The sequence below is a fragment of the Flavobacterium rivuli WB 3.3-2 = DSM 21788 genome, assembly GCF_000378485.1.
Lineage (GTDB): Bacteria > Bacteroidota > Bacteroidia > Flavobacteriales > Flavobacteriaceae > Flavobacterium > Flavobacterium rivuli.
The window spans coordinates 17,493-30,997 of sequence record NZ_KB899978.1 but is presented as its reverse complement, the minus strand read 5'-3'; the positions used below and the strand labels follow the sequence as shown (position 1 = coordinate 30,997).

The 13,505-nt window shown below is 39.5% G+C and carries 9 protein-coding genes; 4 read left to right on the top strand and 5 right to left on the bottom strand.

Annotated elements, in window-relative coordinates; all coding sequences use genetic code 11:
• Nucleotides 1-379 precede the first annotated feature (379 nt).
• Together F565_RS0119395 and F565_RS0119390 are read right to left on the bottom strand one after the other, a co-directional pair.
• Nucleotides 380-5,626, bottom strand: a complete 5,247-nt coding sequence (locus tag F565_RS0119395; protein ID WP_020214910.1) for a GEVED domain-containing protein — start codon at nt 5,624-5,626, stop codon at nt 380-382.
• A gap of 513 nt (nt 5,627-6,139) precedes the next feature.
• On the bottom strand, nt 6,140-8,485 hold the full coding sequence (locus F565_RS0119390) for a glycoside hydrolase family 127 protein (protein WP_020214909.1): 2,346 nt from the start codon (nt 8,483-8,485) through the stop codon (nt 6,140-6,142).
• Between the two features lie 170 nt (nt 8,486-8,655).
• Between F565_RS0119390 and F565_RS0119385 the strand changes: the two genes are divergently transcribed.
• On the top strand, nt 8,656-9,810 hold the full coding sequence (locus F565_RS0119385) for a peptidoglycan DD-metalloendopeptidase family protein (protein WP_020214908.1): 1,155 nt from the start codon (nt 8,656-8,658) through the stop codon (nt 9,808-9,810).
• A 5-nt stretch (nt 9,811-9,815) separates the two neighbouring features.
• Here F565_RS0119385 and F565_RS0119380 read toward each other — a convergent pair whose 3' ends face one another.
• Genes F565_RS0119380 through F565_RS0119370 form a run of 3 tightly spaced genes read right to left on the bottom strand, consistent with a single transcriptional unit; the run spans nt 9,816 to nt 10,966 of the window.
• Nucleotides 9,816-10,355 (bottom strand): DUF1877 family protein, encoded by a 540-nt coding sequence (locus tag F565_RS0119380; RefSeq protein WP_020214907.1) that lies wholly within the window; start codon nt 10,353-10,355, stop codon nt 9,816-9,818.
• 58 nt (nt 10,356-10,413) lie between these two features.
• Entirely contained in the window at nt 10,414-10,710 is a 297-nt protein-coding gene (locus F565_RS0119375; protein ID WP_020214906.1) for a type II toxin-antitoxin system RelE/ParE family toxin, read from the bottom strand.
• A complete protein-coding gene (locus tag F565_RS0119370) occupies nt 10,703-10,966 on the bottom strand; it encodes a hypothetical protein (protein ID WP_020214905.1) in 264 nt (87 codons plus the stop codon). Before F565_RS0119370 ends, F565_RS0119375 begins: the two co-directional genes overlap by 8 nt.
• 151 nt (nt 10,967-11,117) lie before the next feature.
• Here F565_RS0119370 and F565_RS0119365 point away from each other — a divergent pair, with 151 nt between their 5' ends.
• Genes F565_RS0119365 through F565_RS0119355 form a run of 3 tightly spaced genes read left to right on the top strand, consistent with a single transcriptional unit; the run spans nt 11,118 to nt 13,481 of the window.
• The gene (locus tag F565_RS0119365) at nt 11,118-11,741 is read left to right on the top strand and encodes a hypothetical protein (protein WP_020214904.1); all 624 of its coding nucleotides are present in this window, start codon (nt 11,118-11,120) and stop codon (nt 11,739-11,741) included.
• Nucleotides 11,742-11,778: 37 nt separating this feature from the next.
• On the top strand, nt 11,779-13,122 hold the full coding sequence (locus F565_RS0119360) for a 2TM domain-containing protein (protein WP_020214903.1): 1,344 nt from the start codon (nt 11,779-11,781) through the stop codon (nt 13,120-13,122).
• Between the two features lie 59 nt (nt 13,123-13,181).
• Nucleotides 13,182-13,481: a 2TM domain-containing protein gene (locus F565_RS0119355; protein WP_020214902.1), complete on the top strand. Its 300-nt coding sequence runs from the start codon at nt 13,182-13,184 to the stop codon at nt 13,479-13,481.
• The last annotated feature ends 24 nt before the right edge of the window (nt 13,482-13,505 follow it).

Below are 13,505 nucleotides of genomic sequence, written 5' to 3'. Positions count from 1 at the left end.
TAATACATAATATTTGTGTGCTTTAAAAATACAATTATTATATAATGTTAAGTTTATGTAAATGGTTAATTAAAGAATAATTAATAAAAACAGAATTTGTTAAATAAATACGCAAAACGAGTGTATTGAATAGTGTGTTTTGTGCTAAATATTTATTTTAATGCCTGTAACAATTGTTAATGTCATGATGAATATTTACTATTTTCAGTTATAAAAATCTAAGATTTATGCTGATTATTGTCAAAAAATAGTTTTTTGAGGTATTAATGTTTGTTTTCTTTATAATTGATCTCTATAAATAGATTATTACACGTATTTATATAAAAAAAGCCGGCCGGTACAATTGTACCGGCCGGCTAATATTATAAGGGTAAATAAATTAGAAAACTATTCGTTTACTTACTTTACCTCTTGGAGTATCAACTTCTACAATTACTACCTGCTGTTGTATTTGCAGGCCTGTAAGTGCAACTTCTGTATTGTTAATGTCGGCCTGGCTATAAAGCTTCCTGCCGCGGGTGTCATAAATTGTAACACCTTTCATTAATGTATTACCAGATGTAATGTTAATTGCACTGCCTTCTTTATAAACAACTATGCTGTTAGCAAGGAAGTCTTTCGATTCAGTACCAAGAATTTGTGCAGTAACCCATGTACTGTAGTCGCCACCGCCGCAGCTGCTGCGAACAAACAGGTATACAGATTGTAAAGGGTTGTACTCTACATCTCCAACAAAGAAAGATGCGCTTGGTGTACCATTACCTGTAGGAGGAGTAGAAGATGTGCTAAATACATACTCATATCCTGAAGGAGTACCACCTATTAATGGCGGAGACCAGCTAAGATTAGCATAACCAGGATCTGTAGTTGTTATTGTTGCGCCATAAGGAGGGAAACAGCTTGGAGCCGGTACTACCTCTAATGTGTAATCTTCTGCCTCGCCAGATCCCTGTTCTCCACATGCAGGTACCGGAGCACCAAAGTGAGCATTTCTAATCCTCATCCTGTATGTACCCGGAACAACTGTCATTGGTACAGTTATAGTGCCAAGTGTTGCCGGTGTAATTAAATAACCTGTGTTTATAACTCGCTCTCCCTCATCGGTAAAGTCAAAGTTATTATTCCAGTCTATCCATACGCTGTATATAAAGTTGTCAGCAGCTGTAGGCGTTGTAGCCTGTAGCGAGAATGAACCACCAGGGTATGTAGAAACTGAGTGCGTAGCCGTATTATCAGTAAATGCACTAAAGCCTGTACTTGTACTTGCAAAGTTAGTTTCTCCGCCTGTAGAAGTTACACCTGTAATGTAATAAGCAGTAGATGTTGTATTGCTTGGTACACAGTAACCGCTAAAGAACGGTATAGATACCCATATACTGTTGCCATCTGCTTCACTACAAACTGTGCGTACATGCAGGAAGCTGTTTACGTTAGGAGTTACTGTTATACCTGTGGCCGATGTTGCAGTAGTATAAGTACCACTTGCAGGAGGCGTAGCAGATGTTGTTACAGCATACTCATAACCTACAGGTGTTCCTGTATTAGGTACATCCCAGCTTGCATCTGTAGTAGTAAGCGATGTAAGGTTTACATCAAGTGCTCTTGGCCTGTCGCATGTAGGAGGAGGTGTTAGCGTCCATGTTAAGGTAAATGTACCCGTGCTTGTGCCATAACCATCCTGTACCCAATAAACAGTTTGAGTACTTCCTGTTGTATTTTCCCAAGTTGTTGTATCAGAGTCATTGTCAGTACATACAATCAGGTCGCTATCGTCGCAGCTACCTACAAATACAGTATGTACAGCATCATAACCTGTTGATAAACCTATTACAAAAGTATATCCGTTAGGAACAACCATAGAGTAATATAGGTCCGGTGCAGTACCCCATGTATTACAAGAGCTTGTAAAGTCGTTACCGGCTCCTACTGTGCTGTAGCTGTAAGGGCTTGTTTGTGTAGCAAGATCTATAGCGCTTGCACATGTATCTCCTGCAAGGTATCTAAACCTTGGCGAAATAGCCCACTGGCTGTAATCTCCGTCGCCACAGTTTGTCCTTACATGAAGGTAATACCATGTGTTGTCTATAATTCCTGTATATCCCGGAACAGATGTTCCTGTTATTGCAGTACCAGATTCCGGGCTTGTAGTAGATGTTGTAACAAAATACTCATATCCTACAGGATCGCTTCCAAGACCCTGAGATGCCCAGCTTAAGTTAGCAACACCAGATGAAACACCTACGCCGGTTACAGTTACGGGAACATAACATGTAGGAGGATCGCCAATGTTAATGGCATAATCCTGAGCTGTACCGTAATCATATTGTCCACAAGGGCTGCCTGTGTTCCATGTAGAACGGGAACGTAGCCTCATCCTGTAATTGCCCTGTGCTATAACACCAGGTATAGAAATTGTATTTGTAAAGTCGGCATTAACAAAATTCTGGTTTTCATGCGTCCTTATAAATTCGCCTTCATCATCAAAATCAAGGTCATTGTTCCAGTCAATCCAAATATCAACAGCAGTGTAAGAGTCTATAGTAACTGTGTAACCAAAACTTCCTCCCGGCTCCTGGCTAACCACCATAGTGTCAAAGTTGTTTGTGTAAGCTACTAATTGCTCTTCAGTATTAGATATGTTACTAAAACCTGTTGTAGTAGTAAATGCTACAATGTTATAGTATTCTGTATATAAGCTGTTAGGTATACAGTGGCCAGAGTAAAACTGGTAAGTAACCCACTCGCTGTATCCATCAGTACCACAATTTGTACGTACGTGTACATAGTTGTATGCATTTGCTACAGTAGCTACATCTGTAAAAGACATAGTTGTTGTTACTGTGCCTGCAGCTGGTGGAGTTTCAGATTGTGTTACAGCATATTCATAGCTTACAGGAGTACCTGTTACAGGAACTGTCCAGCTAATGTTAGCTGTTGTAAGTGTAACCATAGTACCGGTAACGTTTCTTGGTATATTACACGGTGGTGGCGGTGTTAACGTCCACGCTAATGTGTAAGTACCTGTGTTAGAAGACCAGCCATCCTGTACCCAATATACTGTTTGAGTGCTGCCTGTTGTGTTTTCCCATGTAGTATCTCCTGTTTCGGCGTCTGTACATAATATTTCAGTTTGTGTAGTACAGTCACCATAAAATAATACATGTTCAGAATCATAGCTGCTTGCTGTTAAGCCTGCAACTAATACATAACCGTTAGGTACTGTTATAGAGTAATAAATATCTGGTGCATTAGTAAAGCCACATGATGGAGTATAGTCATTACCGGCACCAACTGTTGTAGAAGATAACGGGCTTGTTAAAGCATCAAGGCTTATTGCTGTAGCACAAGTATCTCCCTGAAGGAACCTGAAGCGTGCAGATGTAACCCATTCGCTATAATCGCCTGTACCACAATTTGTACGTACATGAAGGTAGTAATATGTATTGTCTACAATGCCTGTGTAACCTGTAACAGATGTACCTGTAATAGCAGTACCACTTGCAGGAGATGCAAAGTTAGTATCTACAGCATACTCATAACCTACAGGAGCTCCGCCTAATGTTGGGGCAACCCAGCTAAGGTTAGCAACGCCAGATGCTGTTGCCACACCAAGAGGGGTAGCAGGTGTAAAGCATGTAGGAGGAAGAGTTACATTTATTGTGTAATCTTCATAACTACCCCATGAACCATTGTAGCATGGAGTTGTAGGTCCGTAGTCTGTACCACCAATCCTTAAACGGTGGTTGCCTAAAGCTGCTGTTACAGGAACGGTAAATGTACCTGACAGTGTTGCAGGGTTACCTGCAGGAGATGTGCCAAAGAAAATTTCTTCGCCTTCATCATCAAAATCAAGGTCGTCATTCCAGTCAACCCAAATTCTTGTTACATAATCTGCACCTGTGCCAAATGTAATGCTGAATGGCTGGGTAACACCCTGGCCTACGTTTACAATTTGAGAGGTAAAGTTACCATAGTTATTGGTTTCTGTACCGGTAGTGTTGTTTATACTGCCAATAGTTACATTGGTAATACCCTGACCATCTACAGATGTTGGAGCCGGTATACAAACGCCATTGTAAAATGGTATTGTTACCCACTCACTAAAGTCGCCACTGCCGCAGCTTGTCCTTACATGCAGGTAGCCAGTTACGTTTACAGTAACGGCAACGTTGTTAACGCTTGTACCAGTAACGGCAGTACCGCTTGCCGGAGATGCAACTGTAGTATCTACTACATACTCATATCCTGCCGGTGTTGTGCCAAGGGTTGGTGCTGTCCATGCAATGTTTATAACTCCTGCACTTACGTTAGTAGCTGTAGGAGCTACCGGTGTAAAACATGAAGGAGGTGTAGTTACATTTACGGTATAATCTTCATAAACGCCATAGTAAGCAGTGGTAGCACATGGTAACGGCTGACCGCTCCATGAAACCATTCCGCCTATCCTAAGCCTATGGTTTCCTAATGCTGCTGTAACAGGAACTGTAAAAGAGCCTGTTATTGTAGATGGATTGCCCGTTGGGGTCGCTCCACTAAATACTTCCTCACCATCATCAAAGGTTAGGTTGTCATTCCAGTCTACCCATAATTTTACATTATAAGAATCAAAAGTATTAAAGGTTACACTAAATTGTTGTGTAACACCTTGTCCTATATTTACTATCTGGCTCGAAAAATTGCCGTAGTTAGTAGCTTCCAGCCCGGTAGTATTATTTATGCTGCCTATGGCTACATTAGTAATACCTGTACCGTTAACATAAGGAGATGCAGGAATACAAATACCAGAGTAAAAAGAGAATGTTACCCACTCGCTGTAACCATCTGTAGTACCACAATTAGTGCGTACATGCAAATAGGTGTTTTGGTTTACAGTTATAGCAGCACCATAAACAGTTGTTGCTGTTGTAACAGTACCACTTGCAGGTGGTGTTGCAGAGTTTGTAAGGGCATACTCATAGTTAGTAGCCGTACCTGTTACCGGAGCGCCCCAGCTTAAATCTGCCGTAGTGGCAGACAGTACTGTTGCAAGAACAGATGTAGGTATATTACAAGTAGGTGGAGGTGTAACGCTCCATGTTAATGTAAAAGTACCTGTGTAGTTGTTATAGCCATCCTGGTACCAATATACGGTTTGGTCACTTCCTGTAGCATTCTCCCATTCAACAGGAGCTAATTGTCCGTTAAAGTCAGATGGGGTATCCGGGTCATCACGACAAACTATTAAAGTTTGCGCATCGCAGCTTCCATAATAAACGGAGTGAACCGAATCATAATTGTTTACAGTTTGTACAATGTTTAGTGTATACCCGTTAGGAACAGATACAGAGTAAACAAGATCGCCCGCAGAACTGAAAGTTTGGCAAGACGGTGTGTAGTCATTAGCAGCACCTACTGTAGTTCCGCTAAAGGGGCTGGTAAGTGTGCCAAGGTCTATTGCCGTTGCACATGTTTCGCCGGTTTGTGCAAAAATCTGCACGGTACTTAGCATGAAAAGGAATGCTGCTACCAGCAGATTTTTTCCTTTAAAATGATTAGAAAGCCAACACGCAAATGCTTTGCTGTTACTTTCTGGTGGGGGCAAAAAGTTGCCGGCACCTCGCGGTAAAGAATTGTAGTTTTTTTTCATTTGTAGTACATAAATATTTGTTTTCCTAAAATACAAATTAATGTTTATGTTAAATCTTTGTTATTATTATTTAGTGAATAATTATAAATCAGGGTGTTTTGTAATTATTAATTCAATCTAACTGAGTAAATTATTGTTTTTTTGAGGAATATTTACAAAAACTTAAGAATTAAAAAACACTTCAATGTATTTTTTAAGGTTAAAAATATGTAAATCTTGTGTTTTTTAAGGTTTCCTTATCAAAAACATATATTAATAGCTTTTTCAGCCATTTTTATTGAATTTATTTTACAACAAAAAGTCAATATTTGGTTATAATTATAACAAAATACAATGAGTAATAATTTATTAATGTCGATTTAGCAGATTATTACCTTAACACATATTATTACAGTTATGTATAGCTAAAAAACCGTAAAACTTTCATCATTATTCTAAATGAATATGGTACAAACTAAAAAAAGGACAATCTTTATGGATTGTCCTTAATATATAGGTGTAATTAATACAGAATTATTGTAGCAACCTTACATCATAAATATTGGCAGTTTGCGAGTTTGGTTTTGCAGTAAACTTTACATTAATAATGTTCGGGTTTTTTAATGTTGCGGGTAAAGTATATTCTATATCAAAAAAATCGCCTTGTTTTTTATCTTTCAGGTCAACGGTGGTTAGCAAGGTGTCATTTATAAAGATTTCAAAGTTTGTATTATTGCGCGCAACAGTATAAGTTACACGAAGTGTTTTTGCAGTGGCCGAGGAATTTTTTAAATCGTAGCTAAACCAGCCGCGAGCACTCCTAAAGTGGCGGTCTTTGTAAATACCTTTATCAGAATTTTCGAATTTATATCCATGGTCAGATTCCGGTTGCTGCTCTCCTGCCGTAACTTTATCTACAGTAATCTGGTCCAGCTTAAGTGCAGCTTCTTCTTTAGCTTTAACATCGGCCTGCATTTTAACCAAACCGTCTGGCGTGGTAAATGGCCAGTATATAACATAGCGTGTATTGTGCAGGGTATTAAAAGGTACAAGGTTTAAATTCTTGTATTTGTCCTGATACGTAACATCACTAATGTTGAATGACAGTTTGCTAAGGTCATTTGTTTTTACCAATGGTGCAAGGTCTTTATCTGCCGAAACTATAAGTGGTGCTTCGTTCATAGGGTACAGCGGTCCGTGGGCAATGTGTCCCATGCGGCTGTCATCGGCAAGCAGGCCTTCCATTTCTGACATTCCTGTTGCTGCGGCTAAAACTATTGGGCCATGCACAAAAGAAACGAATTGTGAATTATCTGGTAACTGCTCTGCCTTAGTTTCCATAGGCAGTACTACTTTAATAACATCGTCATTTCTCCAGTTAGCCTCCACAATAACATAGGAGTCTTTAATGGTAATAGATTTTCTTTGCCTGCCGTTAACCAGCACTTTCAGTTCGCCTGGTTTAACCCACGAGGGGTAACGTAAATGAACGGCAAACTTTGTAGGCTTCTTTAGCTTAAATTTAATTTCGGATGAATTTTTATAAGGGAAGTCGGTTTTTTGTTCTACAACTGCACCCATGTCATTCCAGTATAATGTAGATGGTATATATAGGTTTACATATAGGGCATTATCGCTATGCGCATATATCATTTCGCCATACTTGCCATGATTTTCCATTCCGGAGCCTACACAACACCACATGCCTTCCTGTGCCTGAGAATATACGCGGTAATGCCTTGGGCGTATAGGTGTAAAATATACAAAGCCGCCATCCGGGTTTTGAGAAGATAATATATGATTGTACAGCGTGCGCTCATAATAATCCATGTACGCTCCTTTTGGGTTAGCTAAAAATAACTGTTTGGTTAGCTTTAGCATATTATAGGAGTTACAGGTTTCCGGCCCTTCGCGGTCTTCTATCATCGTCTCAAAATTATCTGACGGATTAAAATGTTCCCTAACACTGTTACCGCCAAAGGAAACCGACCTGTTGTGTGTTACCGTATTCCAAAAGAAATCCGCAGCACCGGCCCATTCAGCATTTTGTTCGGCTTGGGCAATTTCCATAAATCCTATAACTTTAGGTATCTGGGTATTGGCATGCAACCCAGTAAGCGAATCTTTTTTATGTAGCAATGGATTTAGTATTGCCCTGTGCGAAAAACGTTTGGCTAAAACCATGTATTTTTTATCGCCGGTAATCTCAGCAACTTCGGCTAACGATTCATTCATGCCGCCGTGTTCATCGCGCAATATTATTTGCAATTGGTCGTCGCTTAGTTTGGCAGTAAGGTTATCCAGCCAGTCGGCATACTTAATAAGGAGTACTTTTGCTTTTGGTATGCCTGCAACCCTGTAAGCATCTATTAGGCCTGCATATACTTTATGTATGTTATAAAAAGGTACCCACTGGCCATTCATAGCTTCAACCTTGCCCTCACTAATATTTTTCCAAAAGACCTTGCCTCTGGGTACACCACCTATGTAGCCGTCGCCGTTGGCATTTTGGCATTCTTCAAGCGCATCAACCATATAATTAAGCCTGCGCAGCAATTCAGGATTGCCTGTAGCAGCATACATATCGGCCAGTGCAGATAGGTAGTGCCCGCCTATATGCCCGTTAAGCCCGCTGTTTTCCCAGTTGCCATAGCTTTCTTTTTTAGGGGTAAGCCCGGCCTCAGTATAATAAGGAGCAAGAAGTTTATCCATATCCATGTCTAATATATAGCCCATATCTGTCTGTTGGGCTTTTTTAAACTGGCTATCTGTTAGCCGAACGTCAGATAAGGCGAAACTTTTTAATTGAGATGTTTGTGCGATGCTTAAAGTGGTGGTAATTAGAGTAAGGCTTACAATGCCCCATATATTTTTAATCATGATTTATTGCTATTTGTAATAAATGTTAAAAGTACACTTTATAATTTAAATTTAAAAATTTTAAGTAAACGTTTGCGTTGTAGTGCAAAATTAAGCCTTAAACCGTAAAGCCGTTGTGAGGCACAATAATTATTAACAAAATATGGCACAGTATCTGCATAATAGCAGTTGTGAAAAAGAAAAATGTAGTTTACAGCATAGCAACAGCCATTGCGCTGGTGCTTATAATATCATGTTCGGGCTGCTCTGGTATTTCTACCGGATTTACTAAAGTAGCCGATGCCATAACAAACCCAACGGCGCGCGAGGTGTATGCCCGCGAATTTAAAGATAACAAGGAACAATTTATGGCATGGGAATCGGCATATAGTAATGCAATTGCCGATAGCCTGCAAGTAACACTGCCTTATGGTGAGAGGGGAGATTTTGTACCTTACAGTAACCGCACTTATGCTTATACTTTTCAGCTTGAAGAGGGCGAGGTGCTGGTTGCCAATGTAGTAAAAGACTCTGTAAGCCAGCGTGTTTTTATGAATGTATTTGAACAAAGAGCTTCCGGATGGGAACATGCCGAAAGCAATACAACAGGGGATAGTACTTTAGAATTTAAGGTTGCTGAAACCGGTATGTATAAAATTATCATTCAGCCTGAAGTATTGGCCAATACCGATTTTTTTATAAGCCTTAATAAGCGGCCATTGTATGCTTTTCCTGTAGCGGGTAAAGGCAATGCGGCTATAGGCAGTTTTTGGGGAATGGAGCGCGATGGTGGCAAACGCAATCATGAAGGGATTGATATTTTTGCCAAAAAAGGTACGCCTGTTGTAGCTGTTACAAACGGAACTATAAGTTTTACCGGCGAGCGCGGCCTGGGCGGCAGGCAGGTTTGGTTACGAGACGGATTATTTGGTAAGTCGCTATATTATGCACATCTCGACAGCATTGCTGTACAGGGCGGTATGAATGTGAAAACGGGGGACACGCTGGGTTTTGTGGGCAATACGGGCAATGCCAAAACTACGCCACCGCACCTGCATTTCGGGATTTACCAGAGTGGTGCGATTAATCCGTTGCCGTTTGTGTACCAAACAAATCCTGTTACCGAAGCAAAATTCAGCCGCAGCTTTAAAACCACCCAGCTTAAAGTAAAGGGTACTGCTAATTTGCGCCAGGCGCCGGATACAAAGTCGAACACACTTGGCGCTCTAACAGCTAACGATACTGTGGCTCTGTTAGGACAAAATAATGACTGGCTGCACATACAAACCCCGGCAGGTAAAAAAGCATTTATACATAAAAGCCTGGTAAGAGAAATTAAAGGATAAGCTGTCTAATACCCTACAGATACCAGCACATAATCATCTGCGGTGGCTGCGGCTTTAAAAAAATGAACCAGGCTCTCAAGGCTTTCTTTCAAGTGTGCTTTGTTAAAGGCCTTGCTTTCGCTTTCGTCGTCATGCCATACTTCTGGATATACACCGTTATTGTTAAATTCAGCCGAGTTATAAGCGTTTAAAACAATAGATATGTTTAAAGAATTGAGCAACACATTAATGCGTGCTATCTGTATAGGGTCGAGGTAGTAAATAGCGCTTTCTTCAAACTTCTCAATATCATCTACCGTGTGCGATTCATAAAGATCGTCGTCAAGGCCCTCGCCAATAAACTCTGTAGGTTCAAAAATTTCTTTTATGAGGGTAAGGTCTTCGCCTTTAAAGAATTTTTCGAGTAAAAAGCTTACTCCTTCATGGGTTTGTTCAAAGGTTTCATCACCATAAGATAAAGCTTGTATTTTACTTTTATCAGGGTTGTCTTCAAGCAATTCAAATCGTTCATTGCTTATTAAATACAGGGTTGCGCTTTGGCTCATAATTAGCTTAATTATCGTCTTCCCAAATTTAGCCTAATTATAGTTTAGAAAGTATTTATTAGAATTTTAATTTATCAGGGTTTTGACGTACATCGTATATTCTAAGAATAACTATTTCTGAATAGTGATTTTCATAATACAAAGTGTTGTGTTTTGTAATAACACATTTCCTAATGTTAAGCGATTTATTAAAAACGGGAAATAGGTCAGGTGTAAAAGATACCTGAGAAATATTTTTGCCTAAAATATCAAGAAAAGAATTGGTTACCTTAGTATTCCAATTAAGGTTAAGGTAGTCTAAAATTTTTATTAAGTCATTTTCAGCTGCCGAAGACCAGATAATTTCCTTACTCATACTTCTTCCGCATTGCTTTCATAACATCGTCATGTTTCTTGCCACCGTTTAACTTTACATCTTCAATAGCATCTAATAATCCCTGTTGTTGATTTGCAGACAAATTATTCCATTCGGCAAGAGCTTCCGGTTCATTTATGGTAGTGTAACTAACTTCATCGGGTACATACTCTACAGTCATGCCAATTTTTATGGCAAGATCTGCTATAAGCCTCATGTCTTCTTTAGATTTTCCTTTTAGCAACAGCATTTCCATAGCAATATAATTACGTGATTACACAAAGTTACTTAATTATTTACAACTCATCCCTTAAAATCTACAACTGGGTAAGAAGCTTTTTTATTAAGTGCAAATAGTGTGCACCTTTGTTCTATCAAAAAACAACAACCAATTAAAATTTAAAGTTATGATACGAGCAATTACCCTTTTTATCTTTTTTATGTGTAATGTAGTTAATGCACAATCGCAATATGAAACAGGTATGAAACAAGCATTCGGCCTGTGGGAAGAGGATAAAGCTACCGAGGCATCGGCACTTTTTGAAAGGATAGCCGCAGCCGAAAAAACCAACTGGCTGCCATTATATTATGTTGCCCTTGTAAACACTACCGAGGCTTTTAAGACTAAAGATAAACAAACTATCAGCGCGCTGCTTGCCAAAGCACAATCTGCACAGGATACTGCAGATGCGCTTTCGCCTGATAATGCCGAACTGCTTGTAATGCAGGCTATGATAAACACAGCCTGGATCGTGGCAGACCCGATGACTAACGGAATGAAACTTTCGGCACCTACTAACGAACTGTATGCCAAAGCAATTGTTATTGCGCCAAATAACCCAAGGGTAGTGTTTAATAAGGCGCAATTTGCAATAGGGTCGGCTAAGTTTTTTGGGAATGACACCAAACCAATGTGTGCCGAGATTGAACGCTCTATTAGTCTTTTTGCTAACTTTAAACCGGAAACGCCGTTTAGCCCAAAATGGGGTAAAGAAAGGGCAGAAGCCGCTCTTGCAGAGTGCGGTAAATAAAGATAAAATTGGCTACAGCCAATAAATAATACCTGTAATGAAAATAGTATCAAAAGAATTTCTTCGTGCGCTGGGCCTTGGTGTCATTATATTTATAGTGCTGTACCTTATCGCGGTGGCAGGGGGCAGGCCACTTGGTTGGAATGACGATATACCGCGCCAGTTCCTGTTTATAATGTTATACACCATATTGTTGCACCTGGGTAATGCCGTTGTGTTTATGGTAATGGACAGGGTGTTTAACAATGCAGTGCTATCGGTTAAAAGGCTGTTAGTGGGCTTTGTAAGTTCTTTTATAGTATCTATAATTATTGTGTTTTTTTTACGGGTGTTTGAAGATGTTGTTATAGAGGGTAAAACGTTTGTGTATTTTGTACTGGAAGAGCGTCTTAGCAATTACTATATTGCTATGATCATTACCATAGTAATTACATTCTCACTGCACCTGTTCCATTTTTATAAAAAGTTTCAGGAGAACAGGGTAAAGCAGCAAAAGATAATTGCAGGTACGGCTTCGGCAAAGTTTGAGACATTAAAAAACCAGATAGACCCTCACTTTTTGTTTAACAGCCTTAATGTGCTTAGCTCGCTTATTGAAGAAAACCCCGACAGTGCACAAAAATTTACTACATCACTGTCTAAAGTATACCGTTACGTATTAGAGCAGAAAGATAAAGAATTAGTGAGTATAGATGAGGAGCTGGCTTTTGCCAAAACCTATATGAACCTGCTTAAAATGAGGTTTGAAAATAGTGTTTTTTATGAGTTGCCCCTCACTATTTCGAGCCCGGATGCAAGGGTAGTGCCACTGTCTTTACAGCTGTTGTTAGAAAACACAGTTAAGCATAATGTAGTAAGCCAGGAAAGGCCACTACACATTAGAATTTATGAAGAAGGTGGTTACCTTGTAGTGCAAAACGATTTCCAGAAAAAGGAAGTATTGCAGGATCGCAAGGGTGTGGGGCTGCAAAACATTATAAGCCGTTATGCCATTATTACTGCCCGGCAGGTGCAGATAGAACAAACCGAAAAACATTTTACAGTAAAACTCCCCGTATTAACTAAACAGGTAAATATCATGGAACCAGTATATAACGAAAAAGATACAAGCTATTATAAAGCGCAGAAAAAAGTAGAAGAGATAAAAGGGTTTTATGGCAACCTCTTTTCTTATGTGGTAATTATTACCGGCCTTACTATAGTAAACCTTGCCACAAGCGCAGAACATCTTTGGTTTTTATATCCGGCATTGGGGTGGGGTATAGGGGTGGCAATACATGGCATGAGCGTTTTTAATTACATGCCGTTTTTAGGATCGGGGTGGGAAGAGCGTAAAGTAAAAGAACTGCTGGAAAAAGAAAGAAACAGCAAGTGGAGGTAAATTTAATAAACAATCGCGGTAATCAGTGTTCAATCATCAATCAAATCAAAATCAATAAAATGGAAACAAAAAATAACGATGCTTTAGTACTTAATAAAGTAAAAAAGCAGGTTAAGGAAATGAAGATTTTTTACATGCACCTTATGGCTTATGTTGTAGTAATGGGTGTACTTATGACAATTAATTTAATTACCTATCCTTTTTACTTATGGTTTTTGTGGCCCGTATTGGGCTGGGGTATACCTATTGCCTTTCATGGTTTAAGCGTTTTTAACATGACGCCTTTTTTAGGTAAAGACTGGGAAGAGCGCAAAATAGAAGAGCTTATAGAAAAAGAAAAAGATAGTAAGTGGCAGTAATAGTTTTTAGTCACAGTCGCAGTT

Coding starts and splice junctions, on each gene's coding strand:
- F565_RS0119395 (WP_020214910.1), bottom strand. CDS start 5,626: ATGAAAAAAAACTACAATTCTTTACCGCGAGGTGCCGGCAACTTTTTG.
- F565_RS0119390 (WP_020214909.1), bottom strand. CDS start 8,485: ATGATTAAAAATATATGGGGCATTGTAAGCCTTACTCTAATTACCACC.
- F565_RS0119380 (WP_020214907.1), bottom strand. CDS start 10,355: ATGAGCCAAAGCGCAACCCTGTATTTAATAAGCAATGAACGATTTGAA.
- F565_RS0119375 (WP_020214906.1), bottom strand. CDS start 10,710: ATGAGTAAGGAAATTATCTGGTCTTCGGCAGCTGAAAATGACTTAATA.
- F565_RS0119370 (WP_020214905.1), bottom strand. CDS start 10,966: ATGGAAATGCTGTTGCTAAAAGGAAAATCTAAAGAAGACATGAGGCTT.
- F565_RS0119365 (WP_020214904.1), top strand. CDS start 11,118: ATGATACGAGCAATTACCCTTTTTATCTTTTTTATGTGTAATGTAGTT.
- F565_RS0119360 (WP_020214903.1), top strand. CDS start 11,779: ATGAAAATAGTATCAAAAGAATTTCTTCGTGCGCTGGGCCTTGGTGTC.
- F565_RS0119355 (WP_020214902.1), top strand. CDS start 13,182: ATGGAAACAAAAAATAACGATGCTTTAGTACTTAATAAAGTAAAAAAG.